Here is a 22,553-nt window from a genome sequence, read left to right as displayed (position 1 = left end):
ACCGCGCCCACGACGGCCGCGCACCGTCCTGGTCATGAGCCCCGGACTGCTCGACGACGTCTTTCCGCCACCGGTACGGGCACGTCTGGAAGAGACCGCCGACCTGCTCCATCCGTCTGCCGTCAGCGAGTTCGACTCCCCGGAGGCCTCGGCGGCGCTGGGCGGCGCCGAGGTCCTGCTCACCGGCTGGGGCTGCCCGCCCGTCGACGCCGCCCTGCTGGACCGGGCGCCCGCGCTGCGTGCCGTGATCCATGCCGCCGGCACGGTGAAAACGTTTCTGTCCCCGGCCGCGTTCGACCGCGGGATCGTCGTCTCCTCGGCCGCCGCCGCGAATGCCGTACCCGTCGCCGAGTTCACCCTGGCGGCGATCATCATGGGCGCCAAGCGCGTCTTTCCGCTGGCCGGGCTCTTCCGAACCCGGCGCACCCACCGCACCGGCGCCGACCTCGACCGCCAGCACTGGCTCGGCACGCACGGCCTGACCATCGGCGTGGTCGGGGCGTCCCGGATCGGCCGCAGGGTCATCGAACTGCTCCGGGTCCTCGACGCGGAGGTCCTGCTGTACGACCCGTACGTCGGCGGGACCGAGGCGGAGCGGCTCGGTGTCACCGCGACCGATCTGGACACATTGATGGCGACCAGCGACGTGGTCACCGTCCATGCCCCCGACACCCCCGAGACCCGCGGCATCATCGACGCCGGGCGGATCGGCCTGATGCGGCCCGGCACCCTGCTCGTCAATACGGCGCGCGGCCCTCTGGTGGACACCGAGGCGCTGACCGGCCACCTGGTGAGCGGGCGTCTGGACGCGGTCCTCGATGTGACGTCGCCCGAGCCACTGCCGGACGGCCACCCCCTGTGGGACCTGCCCAATGTCTTTCTCACCCCGCACCTGGCGGGCGCCCAGGGCAACGAGGTGGGGCGCCTCGGGGCACTCGCCGTCGACGAGCTGGCACGGTACGCGGAAGGCATTCCTTTCGACCACCCGGTGCACCGGGCCGACCTGGGGAGGATCGCATGAACTCATTCCCGGCGCAGGCTCTAGGCTCGGCGTCACACAACAGTCACCAGGGGGTGAGCCGGATGCGCCGGCAGAGCACAGCCGCGGACGGACAACGGCGCGCGACGGTCACCGATGTCGCGCGGCGAGCGGGCGTCTCGACGGCCACGGTCTCCCGCGTACTCAACCGCAACTACCCGGTCGCCGAGGCGACTCGGGAGCGTGTCGAGACCGCGATGCGCGAACTCGGCTATGTCGTCAACGCCCACGCGCGTGCGCTGGCCGGCGTCTCCAACCGCACCGTCGGCATCATCGTCAACGAGGTCATCGACCCGTTCTACGCGTACATCGCCCGCGGAGTGGAACGGGAGGCGGCGCTCGGCGGACGACTCTGTCTGGTCTGCTGCACCCAGGGCGACCCGCAGCGCGAGCTGGCCTTCATCGATCTGATGCACGAGCGCAGGGCGGACGCCGTGGTCGTGGTCGGCGGCTCCCTCGCGGACCGCGGCTACACCACCGAGCTGGCCCGCAGGGCGCGCGAGCTGGACGCGGGCGGATCGAAGCTCGTACTGTGCGGCAGGCCTCCGCTGGGCGAGCAGGCACCGACCGTCGCGGTCGAGTACGACAACGAGGGCGGCGCCTTCGCCATCACCGACCATCTGCTGATGCAGGGGCACGAGCGGATCCTCTACCTCGGCGGACCGCCCAAACTCTCCACCACCCGCGACCGGCTGGCCGGGCATCAGCGGGCCCTGGAACTGCGCGGTGTCGCCATGGACCCCGAGCTCGTCCAGCCCGGCGCCTTCAGCCGTAGCTTCGGGTACCGACGGATGGCGGAACTGCTGCGGGACGGGCCGGACTTCACCGCGGTCTTCGCCGCCAACGACATGGTGGCGGCGGGCGCGGCGCAGGCCCTGGAGGAAGCCGGGATCCGGGTACCGAAGGACGTGTCCCTGGTGGGGTACGACGACATTCCGGTGGCTCAGGAGCTGAGGCCGCGACTGACCACCGTCCATGTGCCGCTGGAGGAGATGGGACGCCAGGCGGTACGGCTCGCCGTCACCGGCGGGGACGAGGACGACTGGCGCGAGCCGACCTCGGGCGCGCTGCGGCTCGGGACCCACATCGTGGTACGCGATTCCGTTGGGCAGCGGCCGGGCCGGTCCACCCGCATGTGACCGCTTACTTCCCGCCTGTCCACAGTTGGCCATAGAAAATCACAGTAACTTCGTGACTCCCCTTGCGGCTCGATAGCAACCGCTTACATGCTGGCGCCGAGCAGCACCCGTTCCGCACGCTTCCGCCCCTCACTCGTTTCTGCAGGGAGAGTTCCGCATGCGCACAATCACTGACTCCGTCGGTTCCGCCACCGCCCCTTCCTCCGCCCCCTCCCTCGTCGGGCGGCGTTCCGTTCTCGCCGCCGCGGCCGGAGCCGGCGCGGCGATCGCCCTGGGCGCGGGCACGGCCCGAGCCGCGACGGCCGACGCCTCCTCCGGTCCGGGCGCGGGCCGTCCGGTCCGGCTGACGCCGACCGCGCGGCCGGCCGCCGAGGCCGAGCGTCTGCGGCTCGGGCAGGCCCTGCGCGGCTCGGAGTTCCAGCCCACCGGCCTGTACGTCCCGGCCGGCACCCCGCTCTCCCTCACCGTCCAGCCGTACGACGGTCTGCTGCCCACCCTGTGGATCGGTGCCTGGGACTACTACGGCGAGATCACCGAGCCCCGGAGCTACCCGCTGACCGCGGGTGCCAATACCGTGACGGACCCGCACGGCGGCCCGGTCTACCTCACCCTGACGGGCAGCGGCGAGCGCGCCGGGGTGCTGGTCCGCTCCGGTGCCGTCACCATGCCGGTCTTCACGCTGGGACGCACCACCGAGGCCGACTACCAGCGGCAGTTGGACACACTCACCACATCGCCGTACGTCGAGCTCCACGCCCCGCACACGATCATGACACTCACCCGCGAGGGCGCACTGCTCCACCGGGGCGAGGACCATGCCGCCCTGCTCGGACTGGTCGAGACGATCATCGACTCGCATGCCCGGATCAGCGGTCTCGACGGTTCGAAGCCGGTGCACCGCCGCAAGGCGGGACCGTACCACTTCACCGAGGTCAGCAAGGTGCCGACCGGTGTCGGCGCCTACGCCACCCACGGCTACAACGGCTTCCCGCGGGCCTATCTCGACCGGGCCACGACGGTGGAGGGACTGCGCACCCGCGGCTGGGGCCTCTACCACGAACTCGGCCACCTGCACCAGCAGTTCGCCTACAAGCCCGGCGGTCTGACCGAGGTCACGGTCAACATCTACTCGCTGGCCGCGCAGCGCACCCTGAAGCAGCCGTCCAACCTCCTCACGGTCGATGCCACGACGGGACTCACCTACTTCCAGTCCGCACAGCGCAAGTTCGGCACGGACGGCCTGAGTTACGAGAAGTCGTTCGGCGCCTACGAAAAGCTCGTCCCGCTGCGCCAGCTGGAACTGGCCTTCGGCGACGACTTCTGGCCCCAACTACACAAGCTGGTGCGCGAGGAGAACCCGCAGTCCCAGTACACGGAGAACGACAAGCGCTACCGGGCCCTCGCCACGTACTCCAGCCGCGTCGCCGGCCACGACCTCACCGACTTCTTCGTGAACACCTGGGCGTTCCCGATCGACGCCACCGGAAGGGCCGAACTGGCCGCCCTGAACCTGCCGAAGCCCTCCGTCGACCCGTCCACACTGACCGACTGACCGAGGCGGATAAGGAACCACCGTGAACCTCAGCAGAAGGACCCTTCTCGCGGCGGGCACCGCCACGGCCGTCACGGCCGGGACGACGCTCATGGCGTCGGCGGGCGCCGCACACGCGCGGCCCGTCGCGGCCGCGTCCGACGGAACAACGGCGGCAGCGGACTTCGGCACCCTCCTCCAGCGGGCCGAGACACTGCTCACCGGCGGCGGGTTCGACCCGTCCGACACCGATTTCACAGCGTCGCTCGCGGCCCTGGACAGCACGGCCGAGGGGCTCTGGAACACGCTCGACCGCAGTGCCGGACGGACCGCCCTCTGGTCCGACCTCGCCCCGGTCACCGACCCGGGAAACTTCGGTCAGAGCTACACCCGGCTGCGCACCGTCGCCACCGCCTGGGCCACCGAGGGCACCTCCCTCGCCGGGAGCGCGGAGGTGGCGGACGCCCTCGTCGCCGCACTGCGCTTCACCCACGACACCGCGTACAACCCGGCCAAGCGCGAGACCGGCAACTGGTGGTTCTGGGAGATCGGCGCCCCACGTGCCCTGATGGACTGCTCCGTCCTCCTCCGCGAGAGGCTTCCCGCAGCCGATCTGAAGGACTATCTCGCGGTCGTCGACCGCTTCTGCCCGGACGCGGACCGCCGTACCAACTCCCCCACTCTCGCCGAGACCGGCGCCAACCGCACCGACAAGGCCGTCATCGTGGCGCTGCGCGGGCTGCTGGGGCAGGACGCCGGCAAGCTCGAATCCGCCCGTGACGCGCTCTCCGACGTGCGCGACTCGGGGCGCAACAGCCTCTTCCGTTACACGAGTTCGGGTGACGGGTTCTACGAGGACGGCTCGTTCGTCCAGCACGACGTGGTCGCCTACACCGGTTCGTACGGCATCGTGCTGCTCAACGGCACCGCCTATCTGCTGGCGCTCCTCGCGGGCTCCGAGTGGGCGGTCGCCGACCCGGACGTGTCGGTGATGTACGAGGCGGTGGAGCGTACCTTCGCCCCGGTGGTCTTCGACGGACTGATGATGGACTCGGTGCGCGGCCGGGCGATCTCCCGGGAACGCGCCGGTGACCACCGCGACGGTGCGACGGCCCTCTCCGCGATCCTGCTCCTCGCGTCCGGCGCCCCCGCCCCGTACGCGGGCCGCTGGCGGGCACTGGTCAAGGGCTGGCTGACCCGCAACCGCACGACGCCCTTCACGGCCCTGGCGTCGCTGCCCCAACTCGCCCTGGCAAAGGCCGTGCTGAACGACCATACGGTAAAGGCCGAGTCGCGCACGACGGGTCACTTCGTCTTCGCCGACATGGACCGCGTCGTGCACCGCCGTCCCGGCTGGGCCTGCGCGCTGTCGCTGTCGTCGAGGCGGATCTCGGCGTACGAGGCGGGCAACGGCGAGAATCTGCATGGCTGGTACACCGGCGACGGTATGACGTATCTGTACGACGGAGACGACCTGGGGCAGTTCAACGACGGCTTCTGGCCCACCGTCGACCCGTACCGGCTCCCCGGCACCACGGTCGACACCCGGCAGCGGTCCGATCTCGGCACGGGCGCCGGTACGTCCACCCACCGTCCGGCGAACGCCGTCGCGGGCGGGGCCGTGCTGGACGGCCGGTACGGGGCCGCCGCGATGGAGGTGATCGGCGCCCAGGGGACCACCCTGAGGACCAAGAAGTCCTGGTTCCTGCTGGACAACGCGGTGATCGCGCTCGGCACGGGCATCACCGCGAGCGACGGCCGGACGGTGGAGACGATCGTCGAGAACCGCAATCTCGGCACGGACGGACGGCACGGGCTGCTGGTCGACGGCGTCCGGCAGCCCGTCGACCAGGGCTGGACCCAGGACTTCGAGCGAGCCCGGTGGGCGCATGTCGACGGCGTCGGCGGCTATGTCTTCCCCGAGGGGACCGCCCTGCGCGCCCTGCGCGAGCAGCGCACCGGCACCTGGCGGGCCATCAACACCGGAGCGGACACGGGCGGCAGCACCGATCCCGTCACCCGGCGCTACCTCACGCTCTGGGTCGACCACGGTCTCTCCCCCACCGACGCCCGGTACGCCTATGTGCTGCTGCCCGGCGCGTCGGCGGCGGCGACCTCGGTCTGGTCGCACTCCCGACCGGTCCGGACAGTCGCCAACGATGCCACCGCGCAGGCCGTGGAGGTGCGCCGGGCGGGACTGACCGCCGTGAACTTCTGGGGCGCCGGAACCGCGGCCGGGATCACGGCCTCCGGTCCCGCATCGGTGCTCGTGCAGCGCCGCGGCGGGCACGTCTCGGTCGCGGTCGCCGACCCGGGCCGGACGCTCACCACACTCTCGGTCGAGCTGCCGTTCCACGTGCGGTCGGTGGTGGACGCCGATGACACGGTGAGCCTCGTCCCGGGCCGCAGGCCCGTACTCACCGTCGCCGTCGGCGGCTCGCGCGGCCACACCCACCGAGCCGAACTCATCCAGTAGTCCACCCCTTCGCCCCCCCTTCCGAGGAGCAGCACCACCATGTCCGTCGCACCGCATCTGCAACTGCCGCCGCCCGACCGGATCCTGTCCTCCCGTACCGGCTGGACCAGGGCCCACTGGGAAAAAACGGCCGACCGGATGCTGGACGCGCTGGTGCCCTTCGCGACCCCCGGCTTCGCGCAGTACCGGCTGCCCGGCCGCAACAGCTGGTCGGGGATCGTCTCGGACGGTCTCGAAGGATACGCCCGGTCGTTCCTGCTCGCCGCCTGCCGGATCGCAGGCGCGGGCGGGGCGGTCGACCCCGCACTGATCGAGCGGTACACGGCGGGACTGGCCGCGGGCACGGACCCCCGGAGCGGTGAGTCCTGGCCGCGGCTGACGGACTGTTCGCAGCAGATGGTGGAGGCGGCCTCGGTGGCGGTCGCGCTGCACGAGACCCGGCCGTGGATCTGGGACCGGCTGGACGCCCGGGCGCAGGAGCGGGTCGTCGACTGGTTCTCCGGGTTCGTGGGCGGCCGCACCTGGGACAACAACTGGCGGCTCTTCCAGGTGGTGTCCGAGCAGTTCCTCGCCTCGGTCGGCGCCCCGTACAGCCGCTCGGACATCGAGAGCGATCTGGACAGGATCGAGGACTGGTACGTCGGTGACGGCTGGTACACCGACGGGGACGGCCGCAATTTCGACTACTACATCGGCTGGGCCATGCATCTGTACCCGCTGTTGTGGTCGCGGATCGCGGGCCCCGACGACGGCGGCCGGAGCGAGGTCTACCGGCAGCGGCTCAGCCGCTTCCTGGAGGACTACCCGCACTTCTTCGGATCGGACGGCGCACCGGTCCACCAGGGCCGGTCACTGACGTACCGCTTCGCCGCGCTCGCACCGGTGTGGATGGGGGCACTCGCCGACTGCACCCCGCTGGCGCCGGGGCTCACACGCCGACTGGCCTCGGGCACGATGCGGCACTTCGCGGAACGCGGTGTGCCGGACGAGCGGGGGCTGCTGCCGCTCGGCTGGTACGACACCTTCCTGCCGAGCACCCAGCCGTACTCCGGCCCCGCCTCGCCGTACTGGGCGAGCAAGGGCTTCCTCGGACTGCTGCTCCCGGCGGACCATCCGGTGTGGACGGCCCGCGAACTCCCCCTGCCCATCGAGGAGTCCGATCAGTACACCGCGCTGCCCGCCCCCGGCTGGCTGCTGCACGGTACCCGCGACGACGGCATCGTGCGGCTGATCAACCACGGGAGCGACCACAATCCTCCGTACGACGAGGCGGACGATCCGTCCGAGGGCACCCACGATCCTCACTACGCGAAGCTCGCCTACTCGACGGCGACGGCACCCGAAGCCGCCCCGCACGCCGTGGCGCGCTCCATCGACGGCCATCTGGCGCTCGTGGCCCCGGACGGCACCCCGTCGTCCCGCCGCCGCATCCATCCGCTGCGCTGCGAGGACCGCGTCGCCGCCTCCTGGTACGCGGCCCGGCTGCCCGGTGACGACCAGCCGTACCGGATCTCGACGACGAGTGTGCTGCACGGCCCGTGGGAGATCCGGGTGCACCGGGTCGAGGCGCCCGAGGGAGCGGTGGTGCGGGAGGGCGGTCACGCGGTCGCTCATGAGGAGAACCCGTTCGCCGTGTCCGGTCCCGACTGGGCGCTCGCCCGTACGGCCGACGGCCTGAGCAGCGCCCTGGTCGCGCTGTACGGCTGGGACGGCGGCACCGAGGGAGCCGGTGTGGCGCGTGACGTCCAGTCCAACGCGTACGGCCCGCGTTCCGCGATCCCGTATCTGCGCAGCCGGCCGCATCCGGGCGGGCGGAGCATCCATGTGTCGCTGGTCGCCCTCTCCCGGGACACTGTGCATCCGGAGGCGCTGCGCGATTCGGTGCGGGTGCGGGTGGGTGCGGACTCGGTGGTGCTGACGTTCCTGGACGGGAGGACGGTCGAGGTCTGATGCGCGGCGGCAGGTCGAGGGCCGAGGCCGGTCGGGCCCTGGGGAACGGTCGAGAACCGGGGCCGGTCGGGGGCAGGCCGTGGTCGATGCCACACCGGCTCCGGTGCTCCGTCGGGGCCGATGTCACGCCGTCCCCGAACGCCCCTCGCGGCCGGCGTCGGCTGGTGCTGTGGCCGGAAAGGTTTGCCGGGAAGCTCGCGGCGTCCGGTGCGGTGCGTCGCAGGGCGGAGGATCGCCCTCGTGCCGGACGCACTCGGGTGATGCGACAACGCGGCGAGGTGCCGTGCCGGGCGTCGCGAGCCGGTGAACCTTCCCGGTCACAGCACCAGCGCACCGGGCAGCCCCGGCCCGCGCCTCAGATACCGAGGCTGTTGCCCTCTCGCTGATCGATGTGCCCGACAAGTTCCTGCGCCAGGGACTTGATCGTGTCCAGTCCTGCCCTTCCCCACCGCCGGGGCACGGTGTCGACCGCGCAGACGGCGCCCAGCGCGACGCCCGTGCGGTCGATGAGGGGCGCGCCGAGGTAGGAGCGGATACCTATTCCGTCGACCACCGGATTCCCGGCGAACCTCGGGTAGTCGCAGACGTCCTCCAGGACGAGCGCCTTGCGCCGTGCGACGACATGCGGGCAGTAGCCGCGGTCCAGGGCCACGTACCGGGCCCCGCGGCCACTGGCCGCGGCCGTGGCACCCAGGCCGGAACCCTTGTCCGCGCCGGCCGGGGTGTGCAGTCCGGCGAAGAACTGCCGGTTCCCGTCGATGAAGTTGACCATCGAGAAGGGCACTTCGGTCACTTCGGCCACCCGGTCGGCGAAGGCGTCGAAGTTATCGAAGGAGGCGTCGGCACGTTCCCCGAGGCCGAGGGTCCGAAGCCGCCGCGTACGGACGAGGGCGTCGCGGTCGACAGGCGTGAGCAGCAGCCGGTCGGCGACGTGTCGGATCACCGGTGGGCTCCGAAGGCGGACATCGAGGCCGGTGCGGAGGTGGCGTTGATCAGGTGCTGGACCAGCGTGACCAGTGCCCCCGTGCCGGAGCTGGCGATCCGGGCGTCGCAGAGCACGACGGGCACGTCCGCCCCCAGATCGAGTGCGGCCCGCACCTCCTCGGGCGCGTAGCGGAAGGCGCCGTCGAACTCGTTCACCGCGACGATGAATCCGATGCCGCGCCGCTCGAAGAAGTCGACGGCGGCGAAGCACTCCGCGAGCCTGCGGGTGTCCGCGATCACCACCGCTCCGAGCGCGCCCTGGGAGAGTTCGTCCCACATGAACCAGAAGCGTTCCTGGCCGGGGGTACCGAACAGATAGAGGACATGCCGCTCGTCGAGCGTGATGCGGCCGAAGTCCATCGCCACGGTGGTGGAGGTCTTCGACTCGATGCCGTCGAGACTGTCGGTCGCCGCGCTGACCTGGGTCAGCAGTTCCTCCGTGCTCAGTGGCGCGATCTCACTGACCGCGCCGACGAACGTCGTCTTGCCGACGCCGAACCCGCCTGCCACCAGCACCTTGAGCGCGACGGGAAAGCCTTCGCAGCCGCTCGGTCCGTCGCTTCCGCGGGAGTCGTAGGTGCTGCCGGAGTCATAGCTGTCGTCGTAAGCCATCGAGCACTGCCTCCAGCAGGGATCGGTCGGTGGGCATGTCATGGAAGGCGGGCGGATGCGCGGTCACCGCCCCGCAGTCCACCAGGTCGGATACGAGCACCTTGGTCACTACCGCGGGCAGCCGTAGATGGGCGGCGATCTCGGCCACGGAAGTGGGATCGCAGCACAGTCCCAGCGCCACGGAGTGCTCGGGCCCCAGATGCGTCTGCGGCTCGGTCCCCGTGGCCATCACCAGGGAGAGCAGGTCGAGCACGGCCGTCGGACGGGTGCGGCCGTTGCTCACGGTGTACGGGCGGATGAGCCGGCCTGCCGCGTCGTCGACCAACGGCCCGTCCGGTGCGACCGACACCCTCAAAGCCCCGTGGGACTCGAGGCCCCGGCCGCTTGTCTCGCCGGAGTCATCAGGTAGGGCCGGACGCTCTTGACCAGCATGGTCATCTCATAGCCGAGCACCGCCGGGTCGGCCTCGCGGCCCGCCAGTACGGCGAGGCAGGTGCCCGACCCGGCGGTGGAGACGAACAGCAGCGTCGAATCGAGCTCCACCACCACCTGGCGTACGTCGCCGCTGTCGCCGAAGCGCGCGCCGGCGCTGCGGCCGAGTGAGTACAGGCCCGCGGCCAGCGCCGCCATGTGATCGGCGCTGTCGGCGTCCATGCCGTGGAGGGACTTCACCAGCCCGTCGGCGGAGAGCAGGACGGCGCTGCGTGTGTACGGTACGCGCTGGACCAGTCCGCTCAGCAGCCAGTCGAGGTCCGGGACCTGACCGGACGACATATCGGTCGACATGGTGCATCTACTCCTTGGAGGTGTTCGCTTCGAGAGGGTCGGTGGCCGGGACCGCGCCGGGCTCCGGAACGGGGGCCCGGTGGTACGGGGCGACGGTCGCCGTCCGTCCGCGGACCGGCAGCGGGACCTGGGACCGCCAGGCCTGCGAAGGTGCCGATTCGTGGTGCGTGTCCGGGGCCGGATCGATGTCCGTCTCGGACTCGGTGCGGGCCTCGGCCAGTTCGATGCCCCGCCGGAAGGCCGCCATGAGACCGGGGTCGTGCAGGACCTGTTCGCCCTCGGCGCGTGCGGCCGGTGCCTCTCTGAGCTGTGGAACCAGATGCTCCTGATGGGCGCGCCTGGGGAGTTGCGGCCGCCCCATGGTGCCGCGTACGACGCCGGCCTCGGAGGGGAGTGGCGCGGGTGCGTCGTCCGTGCGCCGGATTACGGTTCGGGCCTCGGCCGGGGTGGGACGGTCGAGGCGCTCGGCGCGCAGGGGGAGCGGCGGGGCTTCGGCCTGATGCCGCGCCTGCCGGGGTGGCTGGTGCAGGCGCAGCGGATGGCCGGGGACGTAGGACTGCCGGTCGGTTCCGGCCTGTGGACCGGGTGCCGGGCCGGGGTTCAGGCTCGGGTCCGGCCTGCGGTGGCTGCCGGGGCCGTCCTCGGCGGGCGGGCGGTGCACGGGGCCCGGCGGCGGGACCAAGGTCGCGTCGCTCCCGGCCGGGGCGTCCGCGTCCGCGCCCAGCAGGCACTGCGGGAGGACGAGTACGGCCTGTGTGCCTCCGTAGATGTTGCTCTGCAGCCGGACCGCGATGCCGTGCCGCCGGGCGAGCGACGCGACGACGAACAGGCCGATCCGGCCGTCCTGCAGCAGACGGGCCACACTGACCTGGTCGGGGTCGGCCAGCAGGGCGTTCATCCGCTTCTGCTCGTCGCCGGGCATGCCGAGGCCCCGGTCCTCGACCTCGAGCGCCAGCCCGGCGGTGACCTGCTGGGCACGCAGCAGCACTTGGGTGTGCGGGGCGGAGAACACGGTGGCGTTCTCCACCAGTTCGGCCAGCAGATGGATCACATCGGCCACGGCGTGACCGCGTAGGGTGCCGTCGATCGGGGGTACGAGTTTGACCCGTGGGTACTGCTCGACCTCGGCGATCGCCGAGCGCAGGACCTCGGTCACGGTGACCGGGTTGCTCCACTGTCGTCGGGAGACGGCGCCTCCGAGCACGGCGAGGTTCTCGGCGTGCCGGCGGATGCGCGTGGCGAGGTGGTCGACCTGGAAGAGGCCCTTGAGCAGATCGGGGTCCTCGACCTCGTGCTCCAGCTGGTCGAGCACCTGGATCTCACGATGCACCAGTGACTGCAGACGGCGGGCGAGGTTGACGAAGACCTCGACCTTCTGTTCCTCGCCGGTGTGATCGGGGAGCCGGGACGCCTGCACGACAGCGGCCACGGCGGCCTCCTGCTGGCGGCCGAGTTCCTGCGCGAGCAGCTCGAAGGCGTCGCTGCCGGGAGCGGCGGGCCGCGCGGGCCGTCGTGCGGGCACGGGCCGGCCGTTGCGGAGCTGTTCCACCACCCGCTGCAGTTCGACCTGACCCTGTGCGCTGGCCCGGCGGAGCGCCAGACAGCGGCCGAAGACGGTGGCCGCGACGCGGTCGGCGGCCAGGTACGCGGACAGCACGGCGGCAAGAGCCAGCGCGCTTGCGACGCCCAGGGCGGTCCACAGCTCCGCGGTCGGCCGGACGCCGGTGGAGCGGACGGTGAAGACGACCGCTGCGGCACCGCTCAGCACGGCGGCGACGGTCGGCAGCACCGCTGTGCGCAGGAGCTGGGGGCGTATACGCGCCTCGGGGGATGGCTGGGCGGCGCGCGGCCTGGCCGTGGCCGAATGGGAACGGGCACCGGGTCGGCCGTGCCGTCCGCCCTCTCGGCGTTCCGGTCGCGCTTCGGGTGCGCGAAGTTGAGACATCAGCGTCCTCGGTACGTGGGGCACCAGGAATCGGCGTTCATGTGGTGGCACCTACGGTGGTCGGTCAGGCTCGGTTCATCGGTCGGGCAGGCTCGGCAGTGATGAGCCCACCGTTGATCACCGGGCACACACGGTAGTCGTCAATCACGTATGCGCGACGGGCAGTTGTCGAACTTGCCCGCCATCCGTCCCGCTCTGGTATGAGCTGTCGCACGGTCGACCGATTACGTCGCATTGGCACCTGGTCGACGGACACCCGAACGGCCCAGGACGTGTCTTCGAACCGGCGTCGTTCGGCGGACGGCAGTTCGAAGACATGGTCCAGGACGCCCAGTTCCTGAGCACAGGGAACGGCCGGGCCCGTCCGGTCATGTGCCGGACGGGCCCGGCCGTCTGTCGTTCCGCTGTTGTCGCTCACCGCGATGTTGTCGGTCCGGCCGGGGCCGCCGTCGGCCGTCGGGAGAGACGTCTCGTGCTCTGCTCACAGGCCGGGGGCCTGGAAGCCGTTCAGGTACCAGAAGGCGGCGGCGTACCAGATCAGGGCGATCGCGGTGACGAGGGCGCCTCCGGCCAGAGGGAGTGCCCAGCCGGGCCAGTGACGGTGACGGACCACGATGACCTTGGCGACGAAGGCCCCGTAGAGGAAGCAGCCGGTGAGCGAGTGCAGCGCCAGGCGGGGATCGGTCAGCTGGACGCCGTAGGTGGTGATGCAGTGCTGAGCGATGGGGAGGGAGAGGAGGAAGGCGATCAGACCGATGAGGCGGTGCGTCGTGTGGACCCGGTGCGGTGCGGTACGCAGTGCGGGCAGGCGGCCGTACATCCAGAGGGCGAGAAGCAGCTGGATCAGCGCCAGGCCCAGCAGTGCGGAGCCGAGTTGGGCTTTGAGCAGTCTGGCGTCGTCGCCGCGCTGCCCGAAGAGGCTGTTCTCGTAGGCGGGGGTGTGTACCCGGCCGTACCAGTAGAGGCCGACCGCGACCGCCACGGGCAGAAGCATCCACAGGACGCCGTAGCGCCGTCGGTGGTTGGCAGGGCGAGCGAGACCGTCCACGTGATCAGCCGCCCCCGCTCTCGGTTTTGCCACCCTGAAGCTGGACGGTACTCCACGTGGTGCCGAGCGCGGCGCGGGGAGTGCCGGTGGTGCGGATTGACGGCCCGGAAGCAAGGCGAGGATCGGTGCGGGCGGATGCGACCGCCGCCGGTGCGGGCTGCGGGCTCACGCCGACCGTCGTCCTTCTGCCACCGGGGCAACCGATGCGCACCGTGACACGCATGGCGTCAGCGGCGACCGAGGCGGTCGCGAGGCGAGGGTTTCTCAACAGGTTCTCCAGGCATTACGGGCCGATCTCGCCAGTACGTCCGAAGCGTCCCGTCCGGGTCCAGTCGGCGCGCCAGCAGGTACGCGGATCAAGGAGAGCGGTTGGACCGGACGGCCGATGAGAGCGACATGCCGACCCGGGTGAAGGACGGACCGCGTTCGTAGAGCCATGGGCGCCCGGGTCTTCGGACCGCCTACGGCACCGGCCGGGACGACGAGGGCGGGCGGACATCGCCGAAGTGCGGCCCTTCGCAGGTGCACGACGGCGATCGGAGCGTGCTGTGCGGGCTGGGGCCCGCAGCGGCCGTCGCGAGCCATACGTGCCTCGCGCACCGAGTCGGCCTCAGGCGCGACGGCTGCGCCCCCCGCGATGACGTGTTCCCATACCTGGCCTGAGGGTTCGGAGTCATGGTCTGTGGAACGACGGCTCGTGCTGCTCACCCAGTACGGCCTGCCCGATGGTCGCCAGAACGTCGTCGTCGTTGTCGTGGAGCTCATAGAAGGTCAGGTCGCGCAGGATCCGCTCCACGGGGCTCGGGCGGATCAAACTGCGGGCACCGCACGCGCGGATGACGTGGTGCACCGTCTCTTCCGCCACATGCTCGATCACATGCCAGGCCCTGCTGCCGGCGATCCGTGCCTCCTCGACCCTGCCTTCGTCCCACAGACCGGCGACGTGGCGCAACCAGAGGCGGGCGGTGTCGATGTTGACCGCCATGCTGCCCACCCGCTGCTGCACATGGGGATCACCGCCCTTGCCCTGCCGCAGCAGATACGCGAGCCCGTATTCGTTCGCGGCCAGAGCGCCACCGAGGAAGCTGGCAGCGTAGTGCGGTATGAAAGCGGTCTGCCAGTGCCCTGCGAAGTAGCCGCCGGGGCGGCCGATGAGATGCTCGCGCGGTACGAAGGTGTCGTGGAACCGCACCACATGGCTGACCGTCGCGCGCATGCCGATCGGGTCCCACCACGAACTGTCCACCGTCACAGTCGGATCGGACAGGTCGCAGGCGAGCAGCAGGAGTTCTCCTTGAGGCTCTCGGCTGCGCCGGGCTCCGCCGGGGCCGGCCGGATCGACGAGCAGGATCGCCCACTGGGCTCCGGTGGCGCTGGTGGCGAACGCCTTGCTGCCACGAAGGGTCCAGCCGCTGGGGACGGGTGTCAGCATGGTGCCGAAGCCACCGCTCTCGCCCGGCTTGGGGGCCTGGGGTTCGCCGCTCCAGGCGGCCCATTTCTCTCCGTGTTCGACCACGCCGGTGAACCAGTGTCGCTTCTGCTCCGGGCCGGCCAGGGCGTCGATGAGGACGAGCGCGTTGGCGTGCCCCTCCCAGCAGCGGGCCAGTGACAGATCGGCCTTGGCCAGCGTGGTGGTCATCTCCCACAGGGGCAGGGTGTTGCGCTGCTGGGGGCCGTAGCCCAGGCCGCCGTGCTCCCGCGGCACGGGGGCGGCCAGGAACCCGCCGGAGAACAGATCGTCGAAGTCCTCGGCGGGGAAGACGGCCCTGCGGTCGTATTCCTCGGCGCGGGGGGCGAAGTTGTCCGCGGCCAGCTTCGCCACGGCGTCGAGGACGACCCGGTCGCCCCTGGCCACCGGATCGCGGGCCGGACCGTGGCCCAGGTCGTCGGTCATGGGAGGACGGCCCCTTCCGAACGGTAGAAGTGGGCGCGGTACATCACGTTCGGTATCCGCGGATCGACGGCATGGACGGCATGGACATCGATGGTCAGCAGGCCGCGGTTGAGGTAGCCGCAGAGGATGACCTGGCGGGAACCGAGCGGACCTTCGGCGAGGAAGGCCACGGCCTCGAAGGCGTCCATGTCGTCGGCCAGCGGGACGGCGGGCAGGGTGGCGCCGGTGACGGGCGATGCCGGCGGTACCGGCGTCTCTTGTGACGGGTCCGCGTCGCCGCGCTCGGTGATCCGCAGCATGAGCCGGCTGCCGTCGACCGCGGCATCGACCAGCTGGATACCGGTGGCGGTGGTGTCGAAGTTGACCCAGCCACCGGCCAGCGGCGCCGCGTCGACCGTCCGTGCCGTCATGTCCGCACCACCGCCCTGTGGAAGAACGAGCGGGCCCAGTGGTCGGCCCCCTCGCTGCCATCGCTGAGGATGCTGCTCGTGGTGGCCACGAGGATGCCTGTCTTGTGGTAGGCGCACAGGACAGTGCGCAGACAGCCGAAGTCGTAGATCGCCGAGAACGACCAGGCGGCCGATGGGGTTCCTGGCGCGGTGTACACGACCGCCGGCACCTCACCCCAGTCGCGCGGCTGCGGGCCGCCGGTGCCGAAAGCCCTGACGAACAGGCCCTTCTCGTGCCACGTCACGTTCAGCCGGAGGGCGCCCTTCGAACTGCCCTGGTCGGTGTTGACCCAGTCGCCCAGCAGAGCCGAGACGTCGGGGGCGACCGGCGGCCGCGGTGCGGTCGGTCCGTCGGAGGAGGCCGAACGGGTCGTCATGGTGCCTCTCCGCTCGTGGGTTGCATCGGGGACTGTGCCGGGGGCGCATCCTCCGGCTCGATGAGGTCGTGGACGTCGACGCGCTCGACCTGGCCGGAGCAGAGGGAGCGCAGTGGCAGCGCATCGGGGAGCGGATGGCCTGTCAACAGGTGGAATTGTGCGCTCACTTCGGCGAGCAGGACGTCCCTGCCGTCGATGCCGATCAGTCCGCGGGCGCGGGCGGCGTTCATGAGCGCGGTCGGAGGGTCGCGGTAGACCATTTCCACTATCGCCGCGTCCGGGTCGACGGCGGAAACCGGAAACGGTTGCCTTTCCGCCAGGGGCGTGGCATGGACGAGCACAGCGTGTCCTGCCGGGGAGAACCGGGAGAGCGGTACGTAGGGAGCCCCGAGGCGCGAGGAGGCTTCCCGGCCGCGCGCGTGCCTCCGGTTGACCAGGGTCACCCGGGCTCCGGCCTGGAGCAGGGCCAGCGCGACGGCCTGCCCGGTGCTGCCGCAACCGATGACGGCGGCCTTGCGGCCGCTGGGATCGATCCCGGCTCGGGCAAGGATGTGCAGGGCGGCGGCGATGTCGGTGGTGCCCGCCCGCCAGCGCCCGGCGTCGTGCCACAGAACGTTGGCCGCGCCGCACCGCAGCGCCTGCGGGCCGACGATGTCGGCTGCTTCGACCGCGCTCTGCTTGTGGGGAGCGGTGACGGTCAGCCCGAGCAGCGGCAGCCGGGCCAGCGCCCCGAAGTCGTTGGCGCAGTGCCAGAAGCGGGGGAACGCGTCCACTTGGAAGGGCAGGTAGAGCGCGGGCAGCCGCAGCTCCCGCAGCGCCGCATTGTGCAGCCGGGGTGACAGCGAGCGTCCCGGGGCATGGCCGGCGATGCCGAACAGGGCGCTGAGCGGTGGCAGAGCGGGCAGTCCGTAGTCGGTCACGAGTTGGCCCACGCTCGGCATTCCGTCTGCCCCCGGGGCACCGGCCCGGCCGAAGGCGAGGGGCGCGCCCAGCCACGGTGCCAGCACCCGGGTCCAGGCGCCGACGGGGCCGGACGCGAACGCCGTCACGTCGGAGCGCCCGAGCCCGGTGAGCAGCAGCGGCGAGGCGGACCCGTACTGGGCTCCCGGCTGCGGCACGAGGAGGTACAGCAGCGCGGGTGTGGTGGCCATCGCGGCGAACCGCTCCCGCAGTTCCGCGGATGCCTCCAGCACGCCGGCCCCGCGGTCGGCGCTCCGCTCGGGGCGTGCGGGTTCCGGCTGGTGCCAGGACACGCGTCGCTGCCTGGCGGGGATGCCCGCCAGCAGTTCCGGGACCAGATCGTCCACGGCCTCCAGATCGACCACGTCATAGTGGTCCGCCGCGCGGAGGAGGCGGGTGCGGCGTTCGACCGGGCCGGCAGCCGAACGACCGCCGTGGCGCGGGGAGCGCAGACTGTAGGTCACCGGCCCGGTGAAGTGTCGGCGCAGTCGGTGCGGATCGGGGTCGCCGACGAGGTCGGCACGCACCTCCAGCGCGTCGGCCACCCCCGCGAGGCCGCGCAGGCGGGGCGTGGTGAGATCCTCAGGTCGGGCGACCACCGCGACGATGTGAGCCCGCCGCGTGACGGGGGCATCGCACCCGCGCGTCAGCCGCTCCATCGGACGTACTCCTTCATAGGGGCCCGCGGCAGGACGAACCGAGTGACAGCCGGGGTGCACACGAGGGGACCGTCGGAGTCGATGCCCAGCCGCAGGCGCAGGACATCCGCGCAGCCGGCGGTTGGCGGCCCGTGGAAGCGCAGGTTGTCGCGGAAGCGGGCCCGTGCGGCGGCGGTGTCCGCGGCGGATTCCCCCCTGGCCGGCAGCGTTCCCGACCTGGTGGCGAGGGCGCGGCGTCCGACGCCGTCGTCCGGCGACGGCGTCCGGTTGGCGTGATCAGGCGTGGGCCGATCACGCCAACCGGACGCCTCGCACGGGGCGTCCACCAACGCCTCCGGGATGCTGCCGATCACCGCGACCACCTGCCGCATCCGGGTGTTGCGGCTCGACGGTACGCAGCGAGGTGGTCGGAGCGGAGGAGTTCGCCCAGGCGGACGCGGACGGACCGCTGGATGTGCCGCGCGCACCGGCTGTACACCTCCGGGGACTGCCCTTCCGGATTGGGGATGTCACCGCGCGGATCCAGACACAGGGTGCGGCCCTCGGCCTCGGGTGCCATGGCGATCACCCCGTGGCGATGGGCCCGGGTCATGCAGTAGATGACGGAGCTGTCCCGGCAGAGGTCTGGGGTGACCGGGCGTGCTCGGTGAGGCCCGGGATTCCCCCGGCCCCGCAGTCGGCCCAGTCCGAGCTCGGCGAGCGCGGACCGGGCGTCGGGAGCCATCGGGTCCCCAGGCCGCGTCGTCGCAACACCCGCGCTGGAGAACCGGAAGGCGTCCGCGACTCCCGCCTCCGCGGCCTGGGCCCACGCGATGACCTCGGCCATGGGCGAACGCGAGGTGTTCCCGCCGCAGACGAACAGCACGCGGCACACCGCCCCGGTGGCGCGTGCCCGCCACCAGGTGACGGCCGACGGGTAGGACAGCGCCGCCGCCGCGCCGACGCCGAAGACGAGCGCGAGGAGCTGGGCGTTCCCCGGAGCTTGGAGCCCGGCCATCCACGCCAGCGAGAAGGAGGCGACCAGACCGGACATCAGGCTGGCGAACGCCCATGCCGGCACGCCCCAGGTGTACTCGCGCCGGTCGAGGTAGATCAGCGAAGCGAAGACGAACAGCACCTCGTACGCCACGCCTATGCCCGCCGCCGCCAACGCGACCGGGGTGCCGAGGAATGTGGTGAAGCCCGCACGCAACTGCGCTTGCCCGGCCAGTGCCCCTGCCGCCAGCAGCAGAGCCAGCCAAACCGGAGCGGCGACATGCTCCTCCATGAAGAAGCGGCGGTCTGTTGCGAGAACCCCCGACTTGGCCACCCGGCTCATGATTTCGAACCGGCCCATGTAGCCGACGAGATAGATCAGGACGCTCAGCACGGCAGCCAGCGTGAGGTGGTAGCTGTTCACATCACCGAGTGCCACTGAAACCGCGATCAGGCTGAGGCACAACCCCACCCAGGAAGATGCCGTCACCCGTCGTTTGCGCGCCTTGTCGACCAGCGGGGAGACAACCAGAACTCCCCCGCGCATCAACAACAGCATGAAGAGGATCGAGACGCCGGAAAAGGTGTAGTTCATCGTGGTGGTGCCGATAATGAGCGAAGCGAAGAAGCCGGATGCCAACGTTTCCCGACCTGCCAGTGGAATCCGACGCCCCCCGATCCCACCCCGCCGCATATGCCGCCACCAACCCGACAGGGCTACGAACACAGGCATCACCACGAGCTGTCCGAGGACGGCTGCGGGCAGCAGCTCGAAGCCGCTGACCGGCTTCCCCGACAGCGGAGTCACTCCGCTGGCCAGCGCCTTCACCAGCATGGCGTACGGAACATACGATATGAAGTAACCAAAGGTGAGCCATCCCATGCGCAGGCCCCGTTTCTGATCGAATATTCGGGACATTCCTACAGGTGGAGTGGCGAAGTGCGGCAGGTGGCACCAAGCCTTGAGGGGTGCCCTGGGGTCGACGTGTCCGCCCGTCGCTCGAAAGCAAAACCCCGATAACCGCTCTGGTTTCAGATCGACACACACGGTCGAATCGTGCATCGGTCCGGCTGGTGACCACCTATTGTGTCGGCGTCGCGAACCGTTACACGGCTCAGTTCAATGCAATCATGTCGACCCACTGCGCGCATCCCGTGGCCCGCGCAAGAAAATTCGAACCCAGTAATCAGCCAGGTACGCTCTTTAGAAAGGTGCGCTCTTTAGAAGACTTTTACCGTTCGCGCGGTCACGCGGCCGGCTCATGAAGCGCACGCTTTCCCCTCCACGCTCCCCCTTCGACGGCCGGTCTGCCACTTGTCGGCCGGCGGGTGGGCCGCCGCGCCGACCGGCGTCAGATGCGTGGCAGGCGCGTCGGTGTCTGGTTCATCTGTCCGGTGTCGTGGTGCGGTGGTCAAGTCGCACTCGGCTGGTCGCGTCATGGTGCGGCCGGGTGCGCCGGTGTCGCCGGACCTCGAACACCTGCCAGGCCACGACCGTCAGCAGGGTGAGCGTCTCGGCGATGAGGCTGAGCAGCGCCTGCGGGGCGGGCTGCAGACCGCGTTCGGTGAACCCGAACAACCCGATGGTGCGGGATGTGGCGAACCCGGCGAGCGCGCCGATGGCGACAGCGGCGGCGGCGATTCGGAGCAGCAGGGGTGCCGCCAGCAGGAGAAGTGCGGCCACTGCGAAGGCGGCGCTGGCCTGCAGCAGGAACAACGGGCCGATGACGTGGATGAAGCGGTATCCGTCGATGTAGAGCTGGGCGTGGATGTATCCGCTTGCCGCGAGCGTGGCGGCGAGCACCAAGCGCAGTGCGAGGGCGGGCAGGCTCCAGGTGTTCATGTGAGTTTCTCGTCCTTGACCGCCAGTGCGTGGCTGCCCTGCCGGTAGTTGACGGTGCGGATGCCGAGTGCGTCCTTGAGGCGTCCGGCGGGCAGCACCTGCGGAATGGGGCCGGGGCCCTGGCCGGGTTTGGGAAACGGGTAGCAGGTGGGGGCGGCCGAGTGGAAGGTGATGTTGCCCTCGGTCTTGGTGAACAGCTGATGGACGTGCCCGTTGAGGCACGTGACTGAGGAGAAACGGCGCAGCATCGACAGCACCTGCACCGCATCGTTGGTGCCCCAGCCCCACTTCGGGTACATCGCGAACAACGGGATGTGGCTGAAGACGACGATCGGGGTGTCCGACGACAGGCCGGCGATGTCCTTGCGGACGAAGTCGATCTGATCGCTGCCCAGGTGGCCGAGTTGCTCAAGGTGCAGAGTGTTGACCAGCGCGATGAAGTGCACACCATGGGTGTCGAAGCTGTACCAGCCGTCGCCGAGGGTGTTTTTGGCGAAGGCCTGTCGGTATGCGCGTCCGTTGTCTCCGATCGAGTCGTGCTCGCCCGGCACGGTGAAGATCCGGTCCGTGCGCAGCTGCGACAGCATCTGCTTGACCTGGTCGAACTGGGCGGGGGTTGAAAGGTGCGTCAGGTCGCCGCTGTGCATGACGAAGTCGGGCCGGAACCCGAGGGAGTTGACCTGGGTGAGCGCTGCGCTGAACGTTCCGGCGACATCCATGTTGGCCGGGCCATGGAAACCGATGTGGCTGTCGGAGACCTGCACGAACCGCAGGTCTGCGCTGCCCGCCGGGGTGGGGTCCGACGAACCGGGGATATGGCTGATCACCTCTCCCCCGGTGACTGTCAGGATGACGGCGCCACCGAACCATGCGGAGTGCCGCATGAGCTGACGGCGGGTCATACCGTGCTCGCCGTCGCCGTCGGAGCCGCGTGTGGGTTCGGTCATGGGGTCACCTCCACGGTGGCGGTCATGAACGGGTGGATGCTGCAGTAATAGGCGTAGGTGCCGGGTTTGGTGAAGGTGTAGCTGTAGGTGGCGTTGGTGGCCAGGCCTGCCGACTTCAGCGGCCCGCCCGATCCTTGTTTGCTGGTGACGGTGTGAGTGTCGGGGTCGGTGTTGGTCCAGGTCACCTTCGTGCCCGCCTTGACCGTCAGTTTGGCCGGGGAGAACGCAAAGTTCTTGATCGTCACCGCGTTGGCGGAGGCCGGAGCGGACGATTGGCCGGCGGTGGGCGAAGTCGAGGGCGTGCTTGGTGGTGGGGTGACCACACCGCCCGTTCCGGAGGCACCGGGCGTTCCAGGCAGGGTCTGGCCAGTGCCGGGACTCAGTGCGCCCGATGGTTTGGTTTGTGATGATCCGCCGCACGCACTGAGCAGTCCCAGCGCTCCGGCAACGGCGACAGCGGCCAGGCATGTGCGCGACCGCCGGACCAGCACAGAGAAGTTCGCATTCATGGCCATCGTTCCTTTTACGCATTCCCCGCCGCACGGGCGGGTGTGATCCAAGACCGATCCGCGATCGGCCTGTTTCAGGCAGATGGGCGACCGGGTCACATCCCCGAGGGAGGTATTTGAAGGGGCGTGACCCGGTGGGTCACTTTAGGTGGGCGGGCAGTGGATTCCATTCAGCAAATCGAATGCCACAGCGAAGTCTTCGTTGTTTCACCGTGACGGCGGGTAGCAGTACGCCTGGAGTCGGGAGAGTTTCCGCGATGTCTGTAATGGACCGCAGGCAAAGACGTACAGACACTGCACTTAGACCCGACCGTGGACCTGCTGCCTCAGCCGACGCCCGCACCGGTGGCTTCATGCGCGCCGGAGGCGCGATCGGCCAGTTCGGTGGAAGAACGGTCAGGGCCCTCGGCCCCGACGGGCGAGGAGCCCT

General features: G+C 70.5%; 20 protein-coding genes. 5 read left to right on the top strand and 15 right to left on the bottom strand.

Annotated elements, in window-relative coordinates; translation table 11 throughout:
- Positions 1-34 precede the first annotated feature (34 nt).
- From ACIOHC_RS36865 to ACIOHC_RS36845, 5 genes are all read left to right on the top strand, one after another.
- Entirely contained in the window at positions 35-1,021 is a 987-nt protein-coding gene (locus ACIOHC_RS36865; RefSeq protein ID WP_351079758.1) for a hydroxyacid dehydrogenase, read from the top strand.
- A 62-nt stretch (positions 1,022-1,083) separates the two neighbouring features.
- A complete protein-coding gene (locus ACIOHC_RS36860; protein WP_351079761.1) occupies positions 1,084-2,178 on the top strand; it encodes a LacI family DNA-binding transcriptional regulator in 1,095 nt (364 codons plus the stop codon).
- Positions 2,179-2,335: 157 nt separating this feature from the next.
- Positions 2,336-3,730, top strand: a complete 1,395-nt coding sequence (locus ACIOHC_RS36855) for a M60 family metallopeptidase (RefSeq protein ID WP_351079763.1) — start codon at positions 2,336-2,338, stop codon at positions 3,728-3,730.
- Positions 3,731-3,752: 22 nt separating this feature from the next.
- Positions 3,753-6,185 carry a polysaccharide lyase 8 family protein gene (locus tag ACIOHC_RS36850; RefSeq protein WP_351079765.1) on the top strand — a complete coding sequence of 811 codons (2,433 nt, stop codon included), beginning with the start codon at positions 3,753-3,755 and terminating at the stop codon, positions 6,183-6,185.
- Between the two features lie 39 nt (positions 6,186-6,224).
- A complete protein-coding gene (locus ACIOHC_RS36845; protein ID WP_351079767.1) occupies positions 6,225-8,135 on the top strand; it encodes a DUF2264 domain-containing protein in 1,911 nt (636 codons plus the stop codon).
- Positions 8,136-8,490: 355 nt separating this feature from the next.
- Here the strand turns inward: ACIOHC_RS36845 and ACIOHC_RS36840 are convergent, their stop codons facing one another.
- From ACIOHC_RS36840 to ACIOHC_RS36770, 15 genes are all read right to left on the bottom strand, one after another.
- A complete protein-coding gene (locus tag ACIOHC_RS36840) occupies positions 8,491-9,078 on the bottom strand; it encodes a GAF domain-containing protein (RefSeq protein WP_351079769.1) in 588 nt (195 codons plus the stop codon).
- Positions 9,075-9,731 carry an ATP/GTP-binding protein gene (locus ACIOHC_RS36835; RefSeq protein WP_351079771.1) on the bottom strand — a complete coding sequence of 219 codons (657 nt, stop codon included), beginning with the start codon at positions 9,729-9,731 and terminating at the stop codon, positions 9,075-9,077. Before ACIOHC_RS36835 ends, ACIOHC_RS36840 begins: the two co-directional genes overlap by 4 nt.
- The gene (locus tag ACIOHC_RS36830; RefSeq protein WP_389638349.1) at positions 9,709-10,080 is read right to left on the bottom strand and encodes a DUF742 domain-containing protein; all 372 of its coding nucleotides are present in this window, start codon (positions 10,078-10,080) and stop codon (positions 9,709-9,711) included. Before ACIOHC_RS36830 ends, ACIOHC_RS36835 begins: the two co-directional genes overlap by 23 nt.
- 2 nt (positions 10,081-10,082) lie before the next feature.
- Positions 10,083-10,517 (bottom strand): roadblock/LC7 domain-containing protein, encoded by a 435-nt coding sequence (locus ACIOHC_RS36825; RefSeq protein ID WP_351079775.1) that lies wholly within the window; start codon positions 10,515-10,517, stop codon positions 10,083-10,085.
- Between the two features lie 7 nt (positions 10,518-10,524).
- Positions 10,525-12,462: an ATP-binding protein gene (locus ACIOHC_RS36820; protein WP_351079777.1), complete on the bottom strand. Its 1,938-nt coding sequence runs from the start codon at positions 12,460-12,462 to the stop codon at positions 10,525-10,527.
- Between the two features lie 481 nt (positions 12,463-12,943).
- Positions 12,944-13,510 carry a DUF6529 family protein gene (locus tag ACIOHC_RS36815; RefSeq protein ID WP_389638352.1) on the bottom strand — a complete coding sequence of 189 codons (567 nt, stop codon included), beginning with the start codon at positions 13,508-13,510 and terminating at the stop codon, positions 12,944-12,946.
- A gap of 673 nt (positions 13,511-14,183) precedes the next feature.
- Positions 14,184-15,404: an acyl-CoA dehydrogenase family protein gene (locus ACIOHC_RS36810; protein WP_351079779.1), complete on the bottom strand. Its 1,221-nt coding sequence runs from the start codon at positions 15,402-15,404 to the stop codon at positions 14,184-14,186.
- Positions 15,401-15,814: a hypothetical protein gene (locus tag ACIOHC_RS36805; protein WP_351079781.1), complete on the bottom strand. Its 414-nt coding sequence runs from the start codon at positions 15,812-15,814 to the stop codon at positions 15,401-15,403. The genes ACIOHC_RS36810 and ACIOHC_RS36805 overlap by 4 nt, the downstream gene beginning before the upstream one ends.
- Positions 15,811-16,230: a hypothetical protein gene (locus ACIOHC_RS36800; protein WP_351079783.1), complete on the bottom strand. Its 420-nt coding sequence runs from the start codon at positions 16,228-16,230 to the stop codon at positions 15,811-15,813. The genes ACIOHC_RS36805 and ACIOHC_RS36800 overlap by 4 nt, the downstream gene beginning before the upstream one ends.
- On the bottom strand, positions 16,227-17,849 hold the full coding sequence (locus ACIOHC_RS36795; protein WP_351079785.1) for a hypothetical protein: 1,623 nt from the start codon (positions 17,847-17,849) through the stop codon (positions 16,227-16,229). The genes ACIOHC_RS36800 and ACIOHC_RS36795 overlap by 4 nt, the downstream gene beginning before the upstream one ends.
- Complete coding sequence (locus ACIOHC_RS36790) at positions 17,837-18,202, bottom strand: hypothetical protein (RefSeq protein ID WP_365690703.1); 366 nt, start codon at positions 18,200-18,202, stop codon at positions 17,837-17,839. The genes ACIOHC_RS36795 and ACIOHC_RS36790 overlap by 13 nt, the downstream gene beginning before the upstream one ends.
- Complete coding sequence (locus ACIOHC_RS36785) at positions 18,199-19,659, bottom strand: hypothetical protein (protein ID WP_365690704.1); 1,461 nt, start codon at positions 19,657-19,659, stop codon at positions 18,199-18,201. Before ACIOHC_RS36785 ends, ACIOHC_RS36790 begins: the two co-directional genes overlap by 4 nt.
- Positions 19,660-20,208: 549 nt before the next feature.
- Positions 20,209-20,667 carry a hypothetical protein gene (locus ACIOHC_RS36780; RefSeq protein ID WP_351079791.1) on the bottom strand — a complete coding sequence of 153 codons (459 nt, stop codon included), beginning with the start codon at positions 20,665-20,667 and terminating at the stop codon, positions 20,209-20,211.
- Positions 20,664-21,614, bottom strand: coding sequence for a metallophosphoesterase (locus ACIOHC_RS36775; protein ID WP_351079793.1), 951 nt, complete (start codon positions 21,612-21,614; stop codon positions 20,664-20,666). The genes ACIOHC_RS36780 and ACIOHC_RS36775 overlap by 4 nt, the downstream gene beginning before the upstream one ends.
- Positions 21,611-22,129, bottom strand: a complete 519-nt coding sequence (locus ACIOHC_RS36770; RefSeq protein WP_365690706.1) for a cupredoxin family copper-binding protein — start codon at positions 22,127-22,129, stop codon at positions 21,611-21,613. Before ACIOHC_RS36770 ends, ACIOHC_RS36775 begins: the two co-directional genes overlap by 4 nt.
- Between the last annotated feature and the right edge of the window lie 424 nt (positions 22,130-22,553).

The organism is Streptomyces sp. NPDC088252 (assembly GCF_044740965.1).
Lineage (GTDB): Bacteria > Actinomycetota > Actinomycetes > Streptomycetales > Streptomycetaceae > Streptomyces.
Note: the sequence above shows the minus strand (reverse complement) of the source record. Positions and strands in the feature narration are given on the sequence as shown.

Coding starts and splice junctions, on each gene's coding strand:
- ACIOHC_RS36865 (WP_351079758.1), top strand. CDS start 35: ATGAGCCCCGGACTGCTCGACGACGTCTTTCCGCCACCGGTACGGGCA.
- ACIOHC_RS36860 (WP_351079761.1), top strand. CDS start 1,084: ATGCGCCGGCAGAGCACAGCCGCGGACGGACAACGGCGCGCGACGGTC.
- ACIOHC_RS36855 (WP_351079763.1), top strand. CDS start 2,336: ATGCGCACAATCACTGACTCCGTCGGTTCCGCCACCGCCCCTTCCTCC.
- ACIOHC_RS36845 (WP_351079767.1), top strand. CDS start 6,225: ATGTCCGTCGCACCGCATCTGCAACTGCCGCCGCCCGACCGGATCCTG.
- ACIOHC_RS36835 (WP_351079771.1), bottom strand. CDS start 9,731: ATGGCTTACGACGACAGCTATGACTCCGGCAGCACCTACGACTCCCGC.
- ACIOHC_RS36825 (WP_351079775.1), bottom strand. CDS start 10,517: ATGTCGACCGATATGTCGTCCGGTCAGGTCCCGGACCTCGACTGGCTG.
- ACIOHC_RS36820 (WP_351079777.1), bottom strand. CDS start 12,462: ATGTCTCAACTTCGCGCACCCGAAGCGCGACCGGAACGCCGAGAGGGC.
- ACIOHC_RS36810 (WP_351079779.1), bottom strand. CDS start 15,404: ATGACCGACGACCTGGGCCACGGTCCGGCCCGCGATCCGGTGGCCAGG.
- ACIOHC_RS36805 (WP_351079781.1), bottom strand. CDS start 15,814: ATGACGGCACGGACGGTCGACGCGGCGCCGCTGGCCGGTGGCTGGGTC.
- ACIOHC_RS36800 (WP_351079783.1), bottom strand. CDS start 16,230: ATGACGACCCGTTCGGCCTCCTCCGACGGACCGACCGCACCGCGGCCG.
- ACIOHC_RS36795 (WP_351079785.1), bottom strand. CDS start 17,849: ATGGAGCGGCTGACGCGCGGGTGCGATGCCCCCGTCACGCGGCGGGCT.
- ACIOHC_RS36785 (WP_365690704.1), bottom strand. CDS start 19,659: ATGCTGGTGAAGGCGCTGGCCAGCGGAGTGACTCCGCTGTCGGGGAAG.
- ACIOHC_RS36780 (WP_351079791.1), bottom strand. CDS start 20,667: ATGAACACCTGGAGCCTGCCCGCCCTCGCACTGCGCTTGGTGCTCGCC.
- ACIOHC_RS36775 (WP_351079793.1), bottom strand. CDS start 21,614: ATGACCGAACCCACACGCGGCTCCGACGGCGACGGCGAGCACGGTATG.
- ACIOHC_RS36770 (WP_365690706.1), bottom strand. CDS start 22,129: ATGGCCATGAATGCGAACTTCTCTGTGCTGGTCCGGCGGTCGCGCACA.